We start from the raw sequence: 19,303 nt of genomic DNA, 5'->3' as shown, positions 1-19,303 counted from the left end.
GGACAAGAGCAGTTATCGGAGATCCGACATGAGCGCACCCAAACCCGTCGTCCTGTGTATCCTTGATGGTTGGGGCCTGTCCGAAGACACGCAGGCCAATGCGCCCTATCTGGCCCAAACGCCCACCTTCGACGCGATCATGACCAAGGGCCCGCACGCGCGGCTGATCACCCATGGCCCTGATGTGGGCCTGCCCAGCGGCCAGATGGGTAATTCCGAGGTCGGCCATACCAATATCGGGGCCGGGCGGGTCGTGGCGATGGATCTGGGCCAGATCGATCTTGCGATCGAAGACGGCTCGTTCTTCGAAAATGCCGCACTGCAGGACTTCATCGCCAAGGTGAAGGCGGCGGGCGGAATCGCGCATCTGATGGGGCTGGTCTCGGATGGCGGGGTGCATGGGCACCTGAACCATATCGTCGCCGCCGCGACAGCGATCACCGAGGCGGGCGTGCCGGTGGCGCTGCACGCCATCACCGACGGACGCGACGTGGCCCCGAAATCGGCGCTGGACTTCCTGGCCGAGCTGGAGCGCCGCCTGCCTGCGAACGCGCGCGTCGTCACCGTCTCGGGGCGGTATTATGCCATGGACCGCGACAACCGGTGGGAACGGGTCGGTCGCGCCTATGACGCGATCATCAAAGGGCAGGGTGGGCAGGCCGATACCGCAAGCGCCGCGATTCAGGCCGCCTACGACCGGGGCGAAACGGACGAGTTCATCGCGCCCACGGTTCTGCCAGGCTACGACGGCGTCCGCGACGGTCACGGCTTCTTCTGCCTCAATTTCCGCGCCGACCGCGCCCGCGAAATCCTGCGCGCCATTGCCGAACCTGATTTCGCCGAATTCGACACCGGCCCGCGCCCGCACCTGTCGGCGCTGCTGGGCATGGTGGAATATTCCGACGGCCACAACGCCTACATGACCACAGTGTTTCCCAAGCGCGAGATCGTGAACACGCTGGGCGAATGGGTCGCCAAGCAGGGCCTGCGCCAGTTCCGCCTGGCCGAAACCGAGAAATACCCCCATGTCACGTTCTTCTTGAACGGCGGCAAGGAAACGCCCGAGCCCGGCGAGGACCGCTATATGGCCCCGTCGCCCAAGGTTGCAACCTATGATCTGCAGCCCGAGATGTCGGCCGCCGAGGTCACGGACAAGTTCGTCGAGGCGATCGAGGCCGGCTATGACCTGATCGTTACCAACTACGCGAATCCGGACATGGTGGGCCATACCGGTGACCTGCAGGCCGCGATCAAGGCCTGCGAGGCCGTGGATCAGGGCCTGTCCCGCGTGGTCGCCGCGCTGGAAAAAGAGGGCGGGGCGATGATCGTAACGGCCGATCACGGCAATTGCGAAACCATGATCGACCCCGAAACAGGCGGGCCGCATACCGCCCACACGCTGAACCCGGTGCCCGTGGCGCTGGTTGGCGAACCCGAGGGCGCAACCCTGCGCGAAGGTCGCCTGTCCGATCTGGCGCCTACGGTTCTGGACCTGATGGGCCTGCCCAAGCCACCGGAAATGACGGGTCAGAGCCTGCTGTCATGAGGCTGCGCGCGCTTCTTCTGGCGGCCCTGATGGCGGGGCAGGCGGCCCGGGCCGCGCCGGACCCCGCGCAGGCGGCGCTGGAGGCGGCGCAGATGCTGGAACAGGCCTCGATCGCGCTGACCGAGGCCGAAACCGCCCGCGACCGCGTGCGCGCCCTGACCGAGACGATCCAGGCCTACGAGGCCGGGCTGGCCGCCATGCGCGACGGGCTGCGCCGGGCGGCTTTGCGCGAAAGCCAGCTGACCGCCGAGTTGAACGCGCGCGAACGCGAAATCCGCCAGTTGCTGGGCGTACTGCAAACCATCGAAACCACGGCGCCACCGGTTCTGATGCTGCACCCGGCCGGGCCGCTGGGGGCGGCGCGCACCGGGATGATGCTGTCCGAAGTCACCCCTGGCCTGAACACCAGGGCCCAGGCGCTGGCCCGGGATCTGGACGAGGTGCAGACCCTGCGCCGATTGCAACAAAGCGCTGCGGACACGCTGACCGAAGGGTTGGAAGGCGTGCAGAACGCCAGGACGAAGCTGAGCGAGGCCATAGCGGACCGTACCGACCTGCCGCGCCGCTTCATCGAAGACCCGGTACGGACAGCCATCCTGATCTCATCAACGGAGACTCTGGATGGCTTCGCCAGCGGTCTATCTGAGATATCGGATGGAGAAATCTTAGCCTCGAACGCGGATGTGTCCCAACTGAAAGGACAGATTCCGCTGCCGACCCAAGGCGTCATACTCCATCGTTCCGGCGAAACGGACGCCGCAGGGGTCACGCGTCCGGGGCTTGTACTGGGAACCAGACCACGTGCATTGGTGCTGTCGCCGACAGCGGCCACTATCCGATACAGAGGGCCGCTTCTGGACCTTGGAAACCTTGTGATCCTGGAACCGCAGCCGGGTTTGCTTTTTGTCTTCTCCGGCCTTCAGGAGGTGTATGGGGACCCCGGTCAGGTGATCCCCGAAGGCACACCAGTGGGCCTGATGCCCGGTCAAACACCAGAAATCGGCGCGATTTTGTCAACAAGCGGTGATGGCACTGGAACTGATCGTCCAGAAACGCTCTATATAGAGGTAAGAGAGAACAATAGCCCCGTGGATCCGGAATCATGGTTCCGGACAGACAAGGATGGATAGACGAGTATGAAGAGATTTGTGATGGCCGGTCTGGCCGGCACCGTGGCAGGGATTATTGCGACTACCCAGATCGCCGGACCACTGCTGGCGCAAGAGGCCGAAAACAAGGCCGGAGTCTATGAACAACTTGACCTGTTCGGAGATATCTTCGAACGGATCCGCGCCCAGTATGTTGAGGAAGTCGCCCCCGAAGAACTGATCGAGGCTGCGATCGACGGCATGCTGACGTCGCTGGATCCGCATTCAAGCTATCTTTCCCCGGACGACGCCGAGCAGATGCGCGTACAGACGCGCGGTGAATTCGGTGGGCTGGGCATCGAGGTCACCCAAGAGGATGGCTTCGTCAAAGTCGTATCGCCAATTGACGGAACGCCTGCGGACGAAGCGGGCATCGAGGCCGGCGATTTCATTACCCATGTGGACGGCGAAAGCATCCTGGGCCTGACGCTGGACAAAGCAGTCGACCTGATGCGTGGCCCAGTCGGTTCGGAAATCGTGATCACCGTCGTGCGTGAAGGCGAACCCGACCCATTCGATGTGACCATCATCCGAGACACGATCAAACTGACCGCCGTTCGCGCCCGCACCGAAGGCGCCAGCGTGGTGCTGCGTGTAACCACCTTCAACGATCAGACCTTCCCGAACCTGAAAGAGGGGATGGAAAAGCAGATCGCCGAAGCTGGCGGCATCGACAAGGTGAACGGCTTTGTTCTGGACCTGCGCAACAACCCCGGCGGGCTGTTGACCCAAGCCATTAAGGTATCGGACGCATTCCTGAACGAGGGCGAGATCGTCTCGACCCGTGGACGCAATCCCGAAGATGGTGAACGCTTCAACGCAACCCCGGGTGATCTTGCCCAAGGCAAGCCGATCGTAGTGCTGATCAACGGCGGATCGGCGTCGGCATCCGAGATTGTTGCGGGTGCATTGAAGGATCACCACCGCGCGATCGTCGTCGGCACCAAAAGCTTCGGCAAAGGATCGGTTCAGACCGTGATGCCGCTGCGTGGCGACGGGGCGATGCGTCTGACCACCTCGCGCTACTACACCCCGTCGGGTCGGTCGATCCAGGCTTTGGGTGTCAGCCCCGACATCATCGTGGAACAGCCTCGCGTCCGTCCCGAAGCTGAGGAAGAGGAAGAAAGCAACGCACGTACGCGGTCCGAGGCCGACCTGCGGGGCAGCCTGAACAATGACAGCTTGACCGAGGATGAAATCCGCCAGATCGAGGAAGACCGCACCAAAGCGGAAGAAACCGCCGAACTGCGCAATGAAGACTACCAGTTGGCCTATGCGATCGACATTCTCAAGGGCCTGTCCGCCTTCAATCCGACAGAGCGGGCATCGCAGTAAGCTGCGCAAAAAATGACAGAAGGGCCGCGGTTTTCCGCGGCCTTTTCTTTTGGCTCAACTCTCGATTTTGTGCAGTTTCTTTTCGTCCAGCATCAGCGCCAGAACGAGGCCGATCGACACCGACAGCGTTGAAAAGACAAAAGCCATATCCATCCCGCTGTCAAAAGCCATCGACAACGCGGATTTGATCTTTTCGGCCTCGGCCGCGCTGAATTTCTGCATGACAGCCTGCGCGGTCTTGGTCGTCAAAGTACCGCCATTGATGGCTTTTTGATCGGCCAGTGACATGTCGATGCCAGCCTTGGAAAGGTGCTCGCGGAAGCTGGACAGGCTGACCATGTACATGATAGCCGTCGCGCAGGCGACCGAAATGGCGCCATAGACCAAGTGCACCATGAAGCTCAGACCGCCAACCAGGCCTGCACGTTCAGGCTTGACGGCGCAAACGGCAGCGGTGCCCGACGGGCCAACCGTCAGTGTCGCTCCCAACCCGATCAGAGCCATCCCCGGAAGAATTTGGAAATACCCCAGCCCGGCCGGCATCACGACGACACTAGCCGCGCCTATCGTAGCGCAGAGATACCCCCAGAACAGCAGGCGTTTGGGTCCGAAATCATTGTACAAGGTGCCAGAGACGATCGACCCGACCGCCAAAAGAACGGTCAGCGGCGCAAGGCCCAAAGCGGATTCAAATACTGACCAGCCAAGAACCTTTTGCATGTATTGCGGAAAATACAGCAATCCCACAAAGGCGGCCGAGACGTTGAACATGTTCAGCCCCAAGGTGATGCGAAATTGCGGATTTTGCATCATCTGCGGCAGCAATAGCGGTTCTTTCACCCGTTTTTCCACGCGTGGGAACAACAGAAATAGCGACGCGCTGAGGAAAAACAGAAACATCAGCGGAACCGACAGCCAGCCCCAGTCCGATCCGACATCCAGCGCGTACAGCAGCAGCAGGACAGCAAAAGAAAGGACGCCCATTCCGGCAAAGTCGATGTGCTCGCCCGTCTTGTGGGTCTTGTCACGCTGCATCAGCAGGACTGCCGTGGCCATCGAGATGCACGAGAAGACGACATTCGCCAGAAAGAACAGGCGCCAATCCCCAAGATTGACGACAAACCCGCTGATCATCGGGCCAAATACGTTGCCCGTCGTGACACCGGCAAGGATCAAACCCATGACCATCGCACGGTGTTCCTCACGGGATACCCTCGTGGCCCCGAAGGCCAGAGTGCAGGGCCACACGCATCCCGCGCCGATACCTTGAAGCGCGCGTGCGCCGATCAGGAAATCAAGGCTGGGAGATACGAAACACATGACCGAGGCGAATAGAAACAGCGACAATCCGATGATCATGATCTTGCGATGACCGTACATATCGCCCAGCCGGCCGCCTGCGACCATGGTCATGGCGAAGAACAGCGCGTAGATGTTCAACACCCACTGGGTACTCGTGATATCGGCATCAAACGAGTTTTCGATCGCCGGAACCAGCATCAGCGCACCGGTGAAGTCTATGCCGATGCCAAACGCCGTTACCATCAGCGCTATGACTTTGATAATGCTGTCACGTTCCATTCCGCCCCCTGAGTTTCCTTGGTGGCTCAATCATGCATGAATTCAGCGAAAAAGATAGGAATGCGTCCAAGCAGATTTCGACTACGTAGATCCTGCAGGCTTTTGTCCGATCAACCCTGATCAGCGCTCAACCGACGCACCACGCGCTTCAGAAGATCAAGTTCGGCGCGCAGCAGGTCCATCTCGGCGCGGATATCGTCCACGGCCGGCGCGCCCGCGATTACGGTGATGTCACTCACTTTTTCCTGTGAAGCGCTGTCGAGGATAATCACACTGTGTACACCTTCGGACAACAGGGCTGTTGGAACGGGAACCCGAACATGCCAGCCACCTTCGGCCTCGGAAACCTCGATACCTTGCAGGACCTGATCCCGGTACCGGGCTTCAAGTTGGGGTGCGGTACTTCCTGAATAGTGGCCTTCCCATACGCCGTCTTCGAACCGGATCGGGACGAGTTTTGTTTCCACCATGGCCTTTCCCTTCACAAGTCAGCGCGATGATGGCGGCACAGGGTCAGATCCCGCAGCACCACACGGTTCATACCAGGATCCTGGATGATAAGGTCCAGCCACATCTTTTCGATGCGACGTTCGTTCAAGGACAGATGCGCAAGATCAAAATCGATGTCAGATGTCGCATGTTGCGGTACCAGCTTTCGCAGCACCTGCTCGGTATTCGGTCCATTCTGGATATTCAGCCTAGCAAAGACCTCGGCCGGGCGTTCACTGTCGACCGTCACATGGGTCCGGACGAGGTGTTGCCGCGTCAGACCCTCGGCAGCGCTGCCCGGCAGTTCGACAGACACGGAGAGGAACGAGCCTTGAAAGCTGAATACGTCGATCGCCAGGCTGAAAGGCGCCAGATCCTTTTCCCCGCTGTTGCGGATTTGCCGGACTGCAATCTCGGCCAGCGGACAGTCATGGAAAAGCGCCACGCTGTCATCAAGTTGCGCCTTGCGAGACAGTGATACCAGGCCCGTAACGGGTAGGGGGCTGCCCCACAAATCCGGGCGCCATGCCCAATCCGTGCCAAGCGGTCTTGGGAAATTCTGGGTGCCGATATGCGGGCGGGTCAGGCGCCCGTCCGCAATCTGGATCAGCCGATCAAGTTGGGCGCGAAGAACACGCGCCTGATCACGCTGCTGGCGAAGCAGGGGCAGGTCTTCGTGCGGTGCGTTCTGCGCCGTCCGTTTCCAGTGCCCAACTGCCTTGCGGCTGAAATACCGATCCAGAAGTCTGCTCATGTGCCCAGTGCCTGAAACTGCACCTCTTTAGTCGGATTCCGCGGGCGGAATAAACCCGCCTTCGACAGATAGCACTGCAAAATTTCCGAATTGTGAACGACGCCGGTCGTGCCGGCCGGATTTTTGCAAGATCACGCCGGGGCACGTTCTTGAAATAGCACGGGGCAAAGCTTACCGTCAGTCACCCGGTCGCCGTGGATCCTCCGCAACGGGCCGCAGTCCAAAAAACAAGACGAGGCCGGGGCATGGAACCCACCCTATTCGCGTTCATCTGGAAACATTCCAAGAAACAGCAGTTCATTCTGCTGCTGTTGACCGTACTTTCGTTTCCGTTTCTCTATGCCTCGCTTGAATTGCCCAAGCAGATCATCAACGACGCCATCGGCGCGACCGGAAACACGGTAACGCTGTTCGGCACGAAGGTGACCCAGGTCCAATACCTGCTGATCCTGTGTTTTGCGTTCTTGGGAACCGTGCTGGCTGGCGGCCTCATGAAGATGCGCATCAACACCATGAAGGGGATCCTGGCCGAACGCATGTTGCGTCGGCTCAGATTCACCCTGATCAGCCGGATGCTGCGCTTCCCCAAACCGTATTTCTCGACCACAAGCCAGGGCGAGCTGGTGTCGATGATATCGTCCGAAGCGGAACCGATGGGTGGACTGATGGGCGACGCGATCGCCCAGCCGGTTTTTCAGTTCGGTCAGATGATGACGATTGTCACTTTCCTGTTCATGCAGAGCGTCTGGTTCGGGCTGGCCTCGATCGCGCTGATCCCGCTGCAAGCCTGGCTGATCCCGCGCCTGCAGCGTCAGATCAACCTTTTGAACAAGGACCGTATTCAGGAGATCCGTCACCTGAGCACCGAGATCGGCGAAACCGCCGCCGGTATCAGCGACCTGCGCGCGAACGGTGGTTGGCGCTATCGGCTGGCGCAGTTCAGTCATCGTCTGGGAACCTTGTTCGATATCCGGGTCCGGATCTACAACAAGAAATTCTTCATGAAGTTCCTCAACAACCTGATCACGCAGATGACGCCGTTCCTGTTCTATTCGGTCGGTGGCTATCTCGCTATCACGGGCGAAGTGACAGTCGGTGCGCTGGTTGCGGCGCTGGGGGCGTACAAGGACCTCAGCGGCCCTTGGCGCGATCTGCTGACCTATTACAATCAGGTTCAGGACATGTCGTTGCGCTGGCAGGTCGTCACCGAACGGTTTGCACCCGAGAACATGATCCCCGAAGAACTGTTCTATGGCGAACCGGAGAGCATCCCGCACCTGCAGGGCGACATCGAATTGCGCAATGTCACGGTGCGCGACGAGGACGGCAAGCTGATCCTTGAAGACATCGACCTGACGATCCCAAAGGGCGCTCGGGTCGCCATCAAGGCCTCGCACGACTCGGAAAGACAGGCGCTGGCCCAGTTGCTGATCCGCGAGATTCTGCCGGTTCAGGGCGAGGTCCTTCTGTCTGGGCACAACCTTCGCGAACTCCATCAGGCGGTGATCGCCGCCCGTGTCGGCTATGCCCACTCGCGACCCTACTTGTTCAACGGCACGCTTGGGGACAACCTGCTGATGCCTTTGCGTCCCCATCCCCAGCACGAGACCGAAGCTCTGAAGGCTCCATCACGTTATCAGGTCGAAGCCGTGCGCGCCGGCAACTCCCCGGACCTGCTGGAGGACGAATGGGTCGACCCACGCCTTGCCGGGCTGCAGAGCATCGACGAGATCCGGGATTGGTGGTTCGAACTGGTCGAGGCGATGGGCATCGACGAGTTCATGTTCCGGCGGACGTTGCGGTCGCAATTCGATCCCGAACTGCACCCCCATCTGGCCAAGGCGATCGTGGATGCGCGCGACAAGGTTGCAGCGCGTCTCAAGGAAAAGGGCTTGGACAAATACGTTTACCGGTTCGATCCGGACCGGTTCAACCCGGCCGTACCTTTGGGGGGCAACCTTCTGTTTGCCTCACCGTCGCGCAACATCTCACCGGACATCCTGGCCGGGGACGCTCGATTTCTTGCCATGCTGCGGGCCCATGATCTGGACAAGGACGCCCTAAGCATCGCGACGGCGGTCCTCAGCACGCTGCGGAAAACATTCGGCCGAGAAGGGACGGATCACCCGCTGTTCCTGCGTTTGGGCATGTCCAAGGACATGTACCACCGACTGCTCGACATCGACGAACGCCGCATGTCGAAAGGTGAGGCAACCCTGTCCGAACGTGAAATGGCACTGTTGCTGACGGTGCCGTTCATGCTGACCGCCGAACAGATCGGCCCCAGTTTCCCCGAGGAGTACAAGGAAAAGATCCTGTCGATCCGGCGCACGCAGGCCCAAAACCTGCACGCATCTTTCGACGGGCTGTTCATTCCCGTGGCACCCGAAACCTATGTTCCGCGCCTGACCGTCATGGAAAATGCCCTGTATGGCCGCGTGTCGCTGATGGCCGGGGCACATGCCGAAGAGATCGAGGATGCCGTAGCCGAAGTCCTGATCGAGGCCGGTCTCACCCGTCGCCTGGCGGCTATCATCTACGATCTGCCGACCGGTCTTGGCGGGGCCAACCTGCCCACGGTTTTCCAGGAACGTGCCGCGTTTTCACGGGCAGCGATCAAGCGGCCCGACATCCTGATCCTGGACAAGGTCCTTGCCAGCCACGATTCGGAAAGCCGTCTGCGTACGCGCCTCAAGCTGCGTGAGTTGCTTCCTGACTCGGTCATGATCTTCATGGAAGATCATTTTGGCCATCCCGAAGCCTATGACATGTACGTGGAAATCAAGGACGGCCGAATCGACGGTGTATCGCGTTCCAAGGTCGAGGCGGAAGACGAACAACCCGAAGACTTCAGCCGAAAACTCAAGATCATTTCGGCAACCGAACTGTTTTCGAGGCTTGACGGAAAACACCAGCGTCTGCTGGCCTTTTCGGCGCAATGGTACGACGCGGCGGCGGGGCAGACCATATTCTCGCGCGGGCAAACGCCCGACGCTGCCTATCTGTGCATCGCAGGTCAGGCGAGCCTGGAATGGACGATGCCGGACGGCGAAAAGCGCAACATCTCCGTCGTCGAGCCAGGCCGTCTGATCGGCGACCTGTCGATCATCACCGGCGCGCCTCGGCAACTTGACCTCGTTGCGATGACCGACTGTTCGTTCCTGCGGATCGGCGCGGAAGAGCTGCGCGCCGTGGTAGAAGGTGACGCGGCTGTTTCGATGCGCCTTCTCGAAACGGTGGCCGGGTATCTGACAACTGTCTCGGAACGACTGTTGCTGTCTAATACCCCGTTGACACCCGAAGCCGAGACCGGGGCGGGCGGTTAGGATGCGCGACCCGCAGCCACACCCGGCCTATGCCCCGCACGAAATCCTGGTGGCGCCGGCCAGGGCTTATCCCGAACTCTGGCGGCTGCTGCTGGGCTTCGCGATCATCACAGTCGTCGTGCTGGCACTGAATCTGGTTCTCCTGGCCGCTGTAACCGCCTTTGGTTCGGCCGAACTGGTGTCCGGTTTCGAAGACGGGTCCTCGGCCCTGGCGCTGCTGGTCATCCTTTCCAGTTTCGCCTTTGCTACGCTGGGCGTCGGATTGGCCGTGCGACAGGTGCAGCACCGGAAGCTGATCTCGGTGGTTGGGCCGCCGATTCTGACTGTACGGCAATTCTGGCGGGTTCTGCGGGCGCTGGTCGTGCTGGGTGCCTTGCTTTTTGTTCTGCCCCCATACGATATGGGACCGCCCTTGGAGCCAAACCTGCCGGTTTTCAGGTGGCTGCTGCTGTTGCCGCTGGCGCTGGTGGCTGTCCTTATTCAGGTCAGCGCCGAAGAGATTCTATTCCGCGGGTTCCTGCAACAATCGCTGGCCGCGCGGTTCAGGGCCCAGTGGATTTGGATGGGTGTACCCTCTCTGATTTTTGCTGCCGGGCACTACGCACCTCTTGCCGCCGGTGACAATGCTATCCTGATCGCAGTTTGGGCCTTTGTCTTTGGCCTTCTTAGTGCAGACATCACCGCCAGAGCAGGAACGCTGGGACCCGCAATCGCCATGCATTTTGCCAACAATGTAACGGCTCTGCTGATCGTATCGTTGCCTGACGGCCTGGGGGGGCTGGCCCTCTATCATCTTCCGTTCGAAACATCGGACACCGGTATCCTGCGCCAGTGGCTTGTCGTGGATTTCGCGGTGATGATCGTCAGCTGGCTGGTTGCGCGACTTGCGCTCAGGCGCTGATTGCATTTCCTTCCGTAGCGTCTTATTTGACTGCAACCCGCATCAGCAAGGTTCCGACATGAACTGGATCACAAACTACGTCCGCCCCCGGATCAACTCGATCTTCTCCCGCCGTGAGGTGCCCGAGAATCTCTGGCACAAATGCGACGAGTGCGGAACGATGCTGTTCCACCGTGAACTGGCGGACAACCAGAACGTTTGTACCCAGTGCGGACACCACATGCTGATCACCCCGCGCGAGCGGTTCAAGCACCTGTTCGACGGCGGTATTTTCACCGAAGTCGCAGTGCCCGCGCCCAAGGAAGACCCGCTGCAGTTCCGCGATCAGAAGAAATACCCCGACCGCATGAAGGCAGCGCAGAAAAAGACCGGCGAGAAAGAAGCGATGCTGGTTGCCACCGGCGAGATCGGCCGCACGCCGATCGTGGCCGCGGCGCAGGATTTCTCGTTCATGGGCGGTTCGATGGGTATGTATGTGGGCAACGCCATCATCGCCGCCGCACAAGAGGCGGTAAAGCTCAAGCGCCCGTTGATCCTGTTCTCCGCCGCCGGCGGCGCCCGGATGCAGGAAGGCATCCTCAGCCTGATGCAGATGCCGCGCACTACGGTCGCGGTGGAGATGCTGAAAGAGGCGGGCCTGCCCTATATCGTCGTTCTGACCCATCCCACTACCGGCGGTGTGACGGCGTCCTACGCGATGCTCGGCGACGTGCATATTGCCGAGCCGAACGCGTTGATCTGTTTCGCTGGCCCCCGCGTGATCGAGCAGACGATCCGTGAGAAACTGCCCGACGGATTCCAGCGCGCCGAATACCTGCTGGATCACGGCATGCTGGACCGGGTCACCAAACGGACCGAGTTGCGGGACGAGCTGATCACCATCACCCGGATGATGATGGGTCTGCCCCCGGCGGTCAAAGGCGATCTGCCCGCCCCGAAAGAGGGCGAAGCCGAACAGCCTGACGCGCAGGCCAAGCCTGCCGAAGACCAGCCCAAGAAATGACCGCGCCCACATCCGACGTCATCCTCGACCGGATGATGGCGCTGCACCCCAAGATCATCGACCTGACCTTGGACCGTGTCTGGCGTCTGCTCGAAGCTTTGGGTAATCCGCAGGACAAGCTGCCGCCGGTGATCCACATCGCCGGTACCAACGGCAAGGGCTCGACCCAGGCGATGATCCGTGCAGGGCTGGAAGGGGCCGGGCTGACGGCCCATGCCTACACCTCGCCGCATCTGGCACGCTTCCACGAGCGCATCCGCCTGGCGGGCAAGCTGATCTCGGAACCCGACCTGACCGCCGTTCTGGATGAGTGCTACGCCGCCAATGGCGGCGAGAACATCACCTATTTCGAGATCACCACCTGCGCGGCCCTGCTGGCCTTTTCCCGTGTACCCGCCGACTACACGCTGCTCGAAGTCGGACTTGGCGGGCGGCTCGACGCCACCAACGTGATCGCAAAGCCCGCGGTCACGGTCATCACCCCGGTCTCGATCGACCATGAACAGTTCCTGGGCAACACGCTGGCCAAGATCGCCGCCGAAAAGGCCGGCATCATCAAGCGCGGCGTGCCTTGCATCGTCGGCCCGCAGCCGGACGAGGCGATGGAGGTCATCGAGGCCACCGCCGCCCGCCTCGGCGCACCGCTGCTGGCTTACGGACAGCACTGGCACGTCCACGAGGAACATGGCAGCCTGATCTATCAGGACGAAAACGGCCTGCGCGACCTGCCGCTGCCGAACCTGCTGGGCGCGCACCAAGTCCAGAACGCCGGCGCCGCACTGGCGGTCCTGCGCCACCTCGACCTCGGCGACGAGGCCTACGAGGCCGCTGTCACCCGCGCCGAATGGCCTGCCCGGATGCAGCGCCTGAAAACCGGCCCGCTGGTCGAACAGGCGCCCCAGGCCGAACTCTGGCTGGACGGCGGCCACAACGCCGCCGCCGGTGTCGCGCTGGCGGACGTCTTGGCCAAGCTGCCCCCGCGACCCACACACCTGATTTGCGGCATGCTCAATACCAAGGATGTAACCGGCTACCTCTCCCCACTGGCACAGGAAGCTGCCAGCCTGACCGCCGTTTCCATCCCGGGCGAGACCAACACGCTGAGCGCCGAAGAAACCGCCGCCGCCGCCAAATCGGTGAACCTGCCCGCGACGACCGCCAGCAGTGTGTCCCAAGCCCTCGACACCATCATCAAAGCCAACCCACAGGCGCGCGTGCTGATCTGCGGCTCGCTCTACCTCGCGGGCAACATCCTGCGCGAAAACGGCTGACCATTCATTGAGTCACAGCTACGCCGGAGGCAACGTTCGCTATTGTCCCCAGTCCAGTGCCTGCATCTCCCGCAGGCGCGAGGCTGTGCGCTCGAACTCGAAAACACCTTCCCCCTCGACATACAGCATCTCAGGCTCGGCGGCCGCTGAACAGATCAACCGCACCTTCGCCTCGTACAGCGCATCGATCAACGTGACGAACCGCTTCGCCTCGTTGAAGTTGTTGCGCGACAGGCGCGGTATGTCCTCGAGCACCAGCACTTTTACCGCATCAGCAATGGCCAAATAGTCCCCCGGCCCCAACATCCGGCCGCACAGATCATAGAACGAGGCCCGTGCCACACCATTGCGAAAAGCGGGCAACACTACCTCGCGCCCCTTGACATGCAGGGTCAGGGGTTCGGCCGGCCCACCGGACAGGTCGGCCCACACGGCCCGGATCTTCTCCCGCGCCTCGGGTCCGATGGGCGTGAAATAGACCGGCGAGCCCTCGAGCCGGTTCTGCCGGTAATCCGTGGGCGAGGTCAGTTCCCACACTTCGAGCTGCTGCTTGATGTGGTGGATGAAGGGCAGGAACAGCTGCCGGTTCAGGCCATCCTTGTACAGATCGTCGGGATGACGGTTGGAGGTGGTCACAACGACGACGCCACCCGCATGCAGCATGTCGAACAGCCGCCCGACGATCATCGCGTCGGTGATGTCGGTGATCTGCATCTCGTCAAAGGCCAGCAGGCGCACGGATTTCACGACCGAGGCCGCCACCGGCGCCAGTGCATCCTGCACGCCGGTTTCGCGCGCCTCATGCATGCCAGCGTGGATTTCCTGCATGAAGGCATGGAAATGGACGCGCCGGGCCGGAACTTCGCCCAGCGTTTCGACGAACATGTCCATCAACATGGACTTGCCGCGCCCCACGCCGCCCCACAGGTACAGACCCTTGGGCGGCGGCGGTGCCTTGCGGAACAGCCCGCGTTTCACCGGCGCGGCCAGAGCCGCCCGGATGCGCTCGAACTGGGGCAGAACGGCCTCTTGCGCGTCGTCGCGGTTCAGGGTGCCATCGGCAACGCGGGCCTCGTACAACGAGATCATGTCGGTCATGGCCCGAGCCATAGCGCCCGCCCGCGCCATTGAAAAGAAGGCATCCTCCGGCACGCATCAATTTTGGTTAATCGTGACCGCAAAACTCCTGAATTGACGAGCGAGCCCAAGCGGATACTGTCGGCGGGCTGAACCCGGAGGCCCAATGACCCCAACCGCCCGTCTGCTCAACCCGGTGCTGATCGTCGGATGCGTGATCATCACGGTCAGCTTCGCCGTGCGCGCCTCGTTCGGAGTGTTCCAGATTCCGATCGCCGAGGAGTTCGGCTGGCTGCGCACCGATTTCTCGCTGGCCATCGCGATCCAGAACCTGGCCTGGGGCATCGGCCAGCCGATCTTTGCCGCCATCGCCGAAAAGATGGGCGACCGGCGGGCGATCATTCTTGGTGCGCTGACCTATGCGGCAGGGATGGTACTGTCGGCTTGGTCCGTTACGCCCTTCGGGCATCAGCTTTATGCCTGGCTGGTGGGCTTCGGTATCGCAGGCACGGGCTTTGGCGTCGTGCTGGCGGTGGTCGGGCGGGCCTCGACGGATCAGAACCGCTCGATGTCGCTGGCGATCGTAACGGCAGCGGGCAGCTTCGGGCAGGTGATCGGTGCGCCGACGGCTGAATGGATGCTGACCTTTCTGCCGTGGCAGCAGGTGTTCATCATCTTCGCCATTGCCATTCTGGCCCTTGTGCTGACACTGCCCTTCATGCGCGCACCCGCGCAGGTCAGCAAGGCCGAATTGGAAGAAAGCATGGGCCAGATCCTGGGCCGGGCCTTCCGCGACCCGTCCTATGCGCTGATATTCTTGGGTTTTTTCAGCTGCGGCTATCAACTGGGCTTCGTCACCGCGCATTTCCCGGCCTTCGTGACCGAGATGTGCGGCCCGATCCAACCCGGCGGTGTCCTGCATGCGATGGGCATCACCACAACGTCTGCTTTGGGTGCGCTGGCGATCTCGTTGATCGGGCTCGCCAATATCGGAGGCACCCTTCTGGCCGGATGGGCGGGCAATCACTTCCCCAAGAAATACCTTCTGGCGGCGGTCTACACCGGGCGCACGATCGCGGCCGCGGCGTTCATCCTGTTTCCCATCACGCCTCTGACCGTGATCCTGTTCTCGCTGGTCATGGGGTCACTGTGGCTGGCGACGATCCCGTTGACCTCGGGCCTCGTCGCGCATCTTTACGGCTTGCGCTACATGGGCACGCTGTATGGCATCATATTCTTCAGCCATCAGGTTGGCAGTTTCCTGGGCATCTGGCTAGGCGGCCGCATGTATGACCTTTATGGCGATTACACCGTTGTCTGGTGGATCGGCGTGGCAATCGGCGCCTTCAGCGCGATCGTACACCTGCCGATCCGCGAAAATCGCCCCACGCAGCCCGCTGCCGCATAAGGTCAGGCGGCCTCGTCGGGGGAGAGCAGACCTTCGGCCACCAGCCTTTCGGCCCAGCCCTGCGGACCGTCGAAATGGTGGGTCTGCCAACCACGGCCACGGGCGGTTTCGATGTTGTCGATCCGGTCGTCTGTGAACAGCAGCGTCTCGGGCGGCAGGCCGCAATCCTGTTCGACCATCTGGTAGATCGGGGCATGCGGTTTCACCATCTTCATCCGCCCCGAGACATAGTGCCGGTCGAACTCGTTCAGGAACGGATAGACGGTTGTGGCATAGTCGAAATTCTGCACCCCGAAATTGGTCAGCGCAAAGACCGGCACGCCCTTGGCCCGCAGCGCGCGCTGCAGCCGGACCGAATGCGGGATCTCGGGCGCGGCCAGTTCGATCCAGTTGTCGTGCCACATGCGGATCTCACTGCGCCATTCGGGGTATTTCTCGGCCCAGGCATAGATCGTGTCGGTGAAGTGATGCCCCTGATCGACCAGGTCATTCATGCCGTGCAGGTCGACGGCCGAGAACATCTCACGGCGCCGGTCCTCGCCGATCACGCGGTCATAATACCGCTCGGGCTGCCATTCGATCAGAACGTTGCCGATGTCAAAAACGACCGCTTCTACGGGCATGGGGTTTCCTGTTCGCTTGTGTTGCGTTCGGGGCTGACTGAACCAACCCGCCGGGCGGGATGCAAGGCCAATCTCAGCCGCGCAAGGCGGCGCGCATCTCGCGCTCGAGCGCGTCCAGAAACCGCGATCGGTCGGCCTTGGAAAACGGTTTGCCACCGCCCCCGGCACCCAGCGGATTGGCGGCGCGCAGATCCGCCATCAGATCGCGCATCGCAAGTTGCTGGCCGATATTTGCGGCGGTGAAGGCCTCGCCGTTGGGGCGCAGCACCCGCGCGCCGGCCTCGACGCATTTGGCGGCCAACGGGATGTCCGAGGTGATGACGATGTCGCCCGAGCCACACCGCTCGGCGATCCACTTGTCAGCCTCGTCCGCGCCTTGCGCAACGGTCACGATCTGAACCAGCGGGTTGGCCGAGGGGCGCAGCCCGCCATTTGCGACCACCACCATCGGCACCTTGTGCCGCGTGGCGACGCGTTCGGCCTCGGCCTTCACCGGGCAGGCGTCGCCATCGACATACAGGGTCGTCACGCCTGCTTGGCCTTCTTGGGCGCCAACTTCGCTGGCTCGGGCGCTTCGGACTTGCGCACCTTGAACTCGTCCGGGATCGGCATCCGGTTGAAGGCGTCGAGCCCGGCGATCTTGTAGGCCTCGGCCAGGGTCGGATAGTTGAAGGTGTTCTGCACGAAATAGTCCACCGTGCCCTTCAAGTTCAGCACCGCCTGGGCGATGTGGATCAGCTCGGTCGCGCCTTCGCCGACGATCTGCACGCCCAGCACCCGGCGGGTTTTAAGCGAGAACAGCATCTTCAGCATCCCGTGCTCGAGCCCCATGATATGCCCGCGAGAGGTCTCGCGGAACCGGGCCACGCCCACCTCGTAGGGAATGCCACGTTCCTGCAGCTCTTCCTCGGACATGCCGCAGGTCGAGATTTCGGGCACCGAGTAGATGCCATAAGGGAACCAAGGGCTTTCGGGCAGGGTGGGGGTCTCGAGCGCGTGGCAGGCGGCCACGCGGCCCTGCTGCATCGAGGTCGAGGCCAGCGAGGGATGCCCGATCACGTCGCCGGTGGCATAGATATGCGGTACCGAGGTCTGATAGGTCTTGCGGTCCACCGAAATGCGGTTGCGGTGGTCGGTTTCGATCCCAACCGCACCCAGATTCAGCGCCGAGGTGTTGCCCATGCGGCCCGCCGCGAACAGCAGCATCTCGGCCCGGACATGGCGGCCGTTTGACATGGTGATCTCGACATGCTTGCCGGCATCCTCGATCTTTTCCACGGCCGAGCCCAGGCGCAGGTCCACTCCGTTTTCGCGGATCTGGTGGGTGAATTCCTGGATCAGGGTCTTGTCGATGAAATCCAGAAAGGTCTCGCGCGGCTCAATCAGCGTCACCCGCACATCCAGCGCCGAGAACATCGTGGCATACTCGACCCCGATCACACCCGCGCCGATCACGCAGAGCGAGCGCGGGATCTCGGCCATTTCCAGGAACTCGTCCCCGTCGACGATGGTCTTGCCGTTGAAGGGCACGTAATCGGGGCGATAGGTTTTGGTCCCGGTCGAGATCAGGAATTTCGCGGCCGTCAGGCGGGTGGTGTCGCCCGCATCGGCGGTGACCTCGATCTCGTGCGGGCCGACAAAGCGGGCTACGCCGTCCATGGTTTCAACGTGGTTACGGTTGAACTGGTGTTCCAGAACGTCAACCTCGTAATCCAGCGTCATGTGCAGCCGGGCCTTGAGGTCCTCGGCGCGGATCTGATCCTTGACCCGGTACGAACGGCCGTAAAAGCTGCGCTCGCGCCAGCCCGACAGGTTCAGCACCGTTTCGCGGAGTGTCTTCGACGGGATCGTGCCCGTGTGCACCGATACGCCGCCCAACCGGTCACGGCGGTCAACCACCAGAACCTTGCGTTTCAGCTTGCCCGCCTGAATCGCCGCCGCGCGGCCCGATGGGCCCGATCCGATGATGATCAGGTCATAGTCGTATTTGCTCATCCCTCAGTCTCCGTACAGGGCTTCGGCGTGGAAGGTGACGTGGTCCTCCATGAAGGTGGACACGAAGAAGTAGGAATGGTCATAGCCGGGCTGCAACCGGTTCGTGGCCTGCTGGCGGCGTTCGGCGATGGCCTGGGCCAGAGCCTCGGGGCGCAGCAGGTCGATGAACTGGTCGTTGGTGCCGGTGTCGATCAGGATCGGGCCGTCAAAGCCCTTTTCCTTCATCATCAGCGTCGCATCATGTTTGGCCCAGGCGGCCGGGTCGTCGCCCAGGTAGGCGCCCAGTTGCTTGCGGCCCCAGTCGCTGGCCGTGGGGTTCGAGATCGGCGCAAAGGCCGAGACCGAACGGAACCTGCCCGGCAGGTTCATCGCCAGCGTCAGCGCGCCGTGGCCGCCCATCGAATGGCCGGTGATGGCCTGCCGGTCGCCGTCGATGGCGAAGTTTTCGACCAGCAGTGCGGGCAGTTCGTCAGCCACATAGTCCCACATGTTGAAATGCGGCGCCCACGGTGATTGCGTGGCGTTGACGTAGAACCCGGCGCCCTGGCCCAGGTCGTAATCCTCATGATCGGCGACCCCTTCGCCACGCGGCGAGGTGTCAGGAAACACCAGCGCGATGCCTTGTTCGGCGGCCCAGCCCTGCGCGCCCGCCTTGACCATCGCGTTTTCATGAGTGCAGGTCAGGCCCGACAGATACCACAGGACCGGAACCGGGCCGTCCTTGGCCTCGGCCGGCAGGAACAGGCCAAAGGTCATGTCGCACTGGCACGCCGCCGAGGCGTGGCGGTAAACGCCCTGCGCGCCACCGAAACAGGCGTTTTCGGAAAGGGTTTCCATCTGGCATCA

Annotated in this window: 16 protein-coding genes; 8 read left to right on the top strand and 8 right to left on the bottom strand. The window is 61.8% G+C overall.

Annotation, left to right across the window (positions count from 1 at the left end; all coding sequences use genetic code 11):
* Positions 1 to 28: 28 nt before the first annotated feature.
* Genes gpmI through ACR0EF_RS13290 form a run of 3 tightly spaced genes read left to right on the top strand, consistent with a single transcriptional unit; the run spans position 29 to position 4,029 of the window.
* On the top strand, positions 29 to 1,546 hold the full coding sequence (gene gpmI / locus ACR0EF_RS13300) for a 2,3-bisphosphoglycerate-independent phosphoglycerate mutase (protein ID WP_170371693.1): 1,518 nt from the start codon (positions 29 to 31) through the stop codon (positions 1,544 to 1,546).
* A complete protein-coding gene (locus ACR0EF_RS13295; protein ID WP_170341492.1) occupies positions 1,543 to 2,676 on the top strand; it encodes a murein hydrolase activator EnvC family protein in 1,134 nt (377 codons plus the stop codon). Before gpmI ends, ACR0EF_RS13295 begins: the two co-directional genes overlap by 4 nt.
* A 6-nt stretch (positions 2,677 to 2,682) precedes the next feature.
* Positions 2,683 to 4,029 carry a S41 family peptidase gene (locus ACR0EF_RS13290; protein ID WP_093963348.1) on the top strand — a complete coding sequence of 449 codons (1,347 nt, stop codon included), beginning with the start codon at positions 2,683 to 2,685 and terminating at the stop codon, positions 4,027 to 4,029.
* Between the two features lie 54 nt (positions 4,030 to 4,083).
* Here the strand turns inward: ACR0EF_RS13290 and ACR0EF_RS13285 are convergent, their stop codons facing one another.
* The 3 genes from ACR0EF_RS13285 to ACR0EF_RS13275 all read right to left on the bottom strand — a co-directional run bounded on the left by ACR0EF_RS13285 (position 4,084) and on the right by ACR0EF_RS13275 (position 6,853).
* Positions 4,084 to 5,610 carry an MFS transporter gene (locus tag ACR0EF_RS13285; RefSeq protein WP_170372569.1) on the bottom strand — a complete coding sequence of 509 codons (1,527 nt, stop codon included), beginning with the start codon at positions 5,608 to 5,610 and terminating at the stop codon, positions 4,084 to 4,086.
* A 110-nt stretch (positions 5,611 to 5,720) separates the two neighbouring features.
* Complete coding sequence (locus ACR0EF_RS13280) at positions 5,721 to 6,080, bottom strand: hypothetical protein (protein WP_170372571.1); 360 nt, start codon at positions 6,078 to 6,080, stop codon at positions 5,721 to 5,723.
* Between the two features lie 11 nt (positions 6,081 to 6,091).
* Positions 6,092 to 6,853 (bottom strand): DUF6478 family protein, encoded by a 762-nt coding sequence (locus tag ACR0EF_RS13275; RefSeq protein ID WP_170372573.1) that lies wholly within the window; start codon positions 6,851 to 6,853, stop codon positions 6,092 to 6,094.
* A 245-nt stretch (positions 6,854 to 7,098) separates the two neighbouring features.
* Between ACR0EF_RS13275 and ACR0EF_RS13270 the strand changes: the two genes are divergently transcribed.
* Genes ACR0EF_RS13270 through ACR0EF_RS13255 form a run of 4 tightly spaced genes read left to right on the top strand, consistent with a single transcriptional unit; the run spans position 7,099 to position 13,354 of the window.
* A complete protein-coding gene (locus ACR0EF_RS13270; RefSeq protein ID WP_170371699.1) occupies positions 7,099 to 10,179 on the top strand; it encodes an ABC transporter transmembrane domain-containing protein in 3,081 nt (1,026 codons plus the stop codon).
* Between the two features lies 1 nt (position 10,180).
* Positions 10,181 to 11,080, top strand: coding sequence for a CPBP family intramembrane glutamic endopeptidase (locus tag ACR0EF_RS13265; protein ID WP_170372575.1), 900 nt, complete (start codon positions 10,181 to 10,183; stop codon positions 11,078 to 11,080).
* Between the two features lie 58 nt (positions 11,081 to 11,138).
* A complete protein-coding gene (accD, locus tag ACR0EF_RS13260) occupies positions 11,139 to 12,083 on the top strand; it encodes an acetyl-CoA carboxylase, carboxyltransferase subunit beta (protein WP_170371703.1) in 945 nt (314 codons plus the stop codon).
* Positions 12,080 to 13,354 (top strand): bifunctional folylpolyglutamate synthase/dihydrofolate synthase, encoded by a 1,275-nt coding sequence (locus tag ACR0EF_RS13255; RefSeq protein ID WP_170372577.1) that lies wholly within the window; start codon positions 12,080 to 12,082, stop codon positions 13,352 to 13,354. Before accD ends, ACR0EF_RS13255 begins: the two co-directional genes overlap by 4 nt.
* A gap of 39 nt (positions 13,355 to 13,393) precedes the next feature.
* On the opposite strand, the gene zapE is transcribed toward ACR0EF_RS13255, so the two are convergent.
* Complete coding sequence (gene zapE / locus ACR0EF_RS13250) at positions 13,394 to 14,452, bottom strand: cell division protein ZapE (RefSeq protein WP_170372579.1); 1,059 nt, start codon at positions 14,450 to 14,452, stop codon at positions 13,394 to 13,396.
* Positions 14,453 to 14,597: 145 nt separating this feature from the next.
* On the opposite strand from zapE, the gene ACR0EF_RS13245 reads away from it, so the two are divergent.
* A complete protein-coding gene (locus tag ACR0EF_RS13245; RefSeq protein ID WP_170371711.1) occupies positions 14,598 to 15,839 on the top strand; it encodes an MFS transporter in 1,242 nt (413 codons plus the stop codon).
* A 2-nt stretch (positions 15,840 to 15,841) separates the two neighbouring features.
* Here ACR0EF_RS13245 and ACR0EF_RS13240 read toward each other — a convergent pair whose 3' ends face one another.
* The 4 genes from ACR0EF_RS13240 to fghA form a co-directional block, all read right to left on the bottom strand.
* Positions 15,842 to 16,462, bottom strand: coding sequence for an HAD family hydrolase (locus ACR0EF_RS13240; protein WP_170372581.1), 621 nt, complete (start codon positions 16,460 to 16,462; stop codon positions 15,842 to 15,844).
* 73 nt (positions 16,463 to 16,535) lie between these two features.
* Positions 16,536 to 16,991: a YaiI/YqxD family protein gene (locus ACR0EF_RS13235; RefSeq protein WP_170372583.1), complete on the bottom strand. Its 456-nt coding sequence runs from the start codon at positions 16,989 to 16,991 to the stop codon at positions 16,536 to 16,538.
* Positions 16,988 to 18,457, bottom strand: coding sequence for a Si-specific NAD(P)(+) transhydrogenase (gene sthA, locus ACR0EF_RS13230; protein WP_170341526.1), 1,470 nt, complete (start codon positions 18,455 to 18,457; stop codon positions 16,988 to 16,990). The genes ACR0EF_RS13235 and sthA overlap by 4 nt, the downstream gene beginning before the upstream one ends.
* 3 nt (positions 18,458 to 18,460) lie before the next feature.
* Positions 18,461 to 19,294 (bottom strand): S-formylglutathione hydrolase, encoded by an 834-nt coding sequence (gene fghA / locus ACR0EF_RS13225; RefSeq protein ID WP_170341528.1) that lies wholly within the window; start codon positions 19,292 to 19,294, stop codon positions 18,461 to 18,463.
* Between the last annotated feature and the right edge of the window lie 9 nt (positions 19,295 to 19,303).

This window comes from Ruegeria sp. CG8, assembly GCF_056537165.1.
Note: the sequence above shows the minus strand (reverse complement) of the source record. Positions and strands in the feature narration are given on the sequence as shown.

What these genes read in the sequence shown, in the direction of transcription:
- gpmI (WP_170371693.1), top strand. Translation starts at nt 29, where the DNA reads ATGAGCGCACCCAAACCCGTCGTCCTGTGTATCCTTGATGGTTGGGGC.
- ACR0EF_RS13295 (WP_170341492.1), top strand. Translation starts at nt 1,543, where the DNA reads ATGAGGCTGCGCGCGCTTCTTCTGGCGGCCCTGATGGCGGGGCAGGCG.
- ACR0EF_RS13290 (WP_093963348.1), top strand. Translation starts at nt 2,683, where the DNA reads ATGAAGAGATTTGTGATGGCCGGTCTGGCCGGCACCGTGGCAGGGATT.
- ACR0EF_RS13285 (WP_170372569.1), bottom strand. Translation starts at nt 5,610, where the DNA reads ATGGAACGTGACAGCATTATCAAAGTCATAGCGCTGATGGTAACGGCG.
- ACR0EF_RS13280 (WP_170372571.1), bottom strand. Translation starts at nt 6,080, where the DNA reads ATGGTGGAAACAAAACTCGTCCCGATCCGGTTCGAAGACGGCGTATGG.
- ACR0EF_RS13275 (WP_170372573.1), bottom strand. Translation starts at nt 6,853, where the DNA reads ATGAGCAGACTTCTGGATCGGTATTTCAGCCGCAAGGCAGTTGGGCAC.
- ACR0EF_RS13270 (WP_170371699.1), top strand. Translation starts at nt 7,099, where the DNA reads ATGGAACCCACCCTATTCGCGTTCATCTGGAAACATTCCAAGAAACAG.
- ACR0EF_RS13265 (WP_170372575.1), top strand. Translation starts at nt 10,181, where the DNA reads ATGCGCGACCCGCAGCCACACCCGGCCTATGCCCCGCACGAAATCCTG.
- accD (WP_170371703.1), top strand. Translation starts at nt 11,139, where the DNA reads ATGAACTGGATCACAAACTACGTCCGCCCCCGGATCAACTCGATCTTC.
- ACR0EF_RS13255 (WP_170372577.1), top strand. Translation starts at nt 12,080, where the DNA reads ATGACCGCGCCCACATCCGACGTCATCCTCGACCGGATGATGGCGCTG.
- zapE (WP_170372579.1), bottom strand. Translation starts at nt 14,452, where the DNA reads ATGACCGACATGATCTCGTTGTACGAGGCCCGCGTTGCCGATGGCACC.
- ACR0EF_RS13245 (WP_170371711.1), top strand. Translation starts at nt 14,598, where the DNA reads ATGACCCCAACCGCCCGTCTGCTCAACCCGGTGCTGATCGTCGGATGC.
- ACR0EF_RS13240 (WP_170372581.1), bottom strand. Translation starts at nt 16,462, where the DNA reads ATGCCCGTAGAAGCGGTCGTTTTTGACATCGGCAACGTTCTGATCGAA.
- sthA (WP_170341526.1), bottom strand. Translation starts at nt 18,457, where the DNA reads ATGAGCAAATACGACTATGACCTGATCATCATCGGATCGGGCCCATCG.
- fghA (WP_170341528.1), bottom strand. Translation starts at nt 19,294, where the DNA reads ATGGAAACCCTTTCCGAAAACGCCTGTTTCGGTGGCGCGCAGGGCGTT.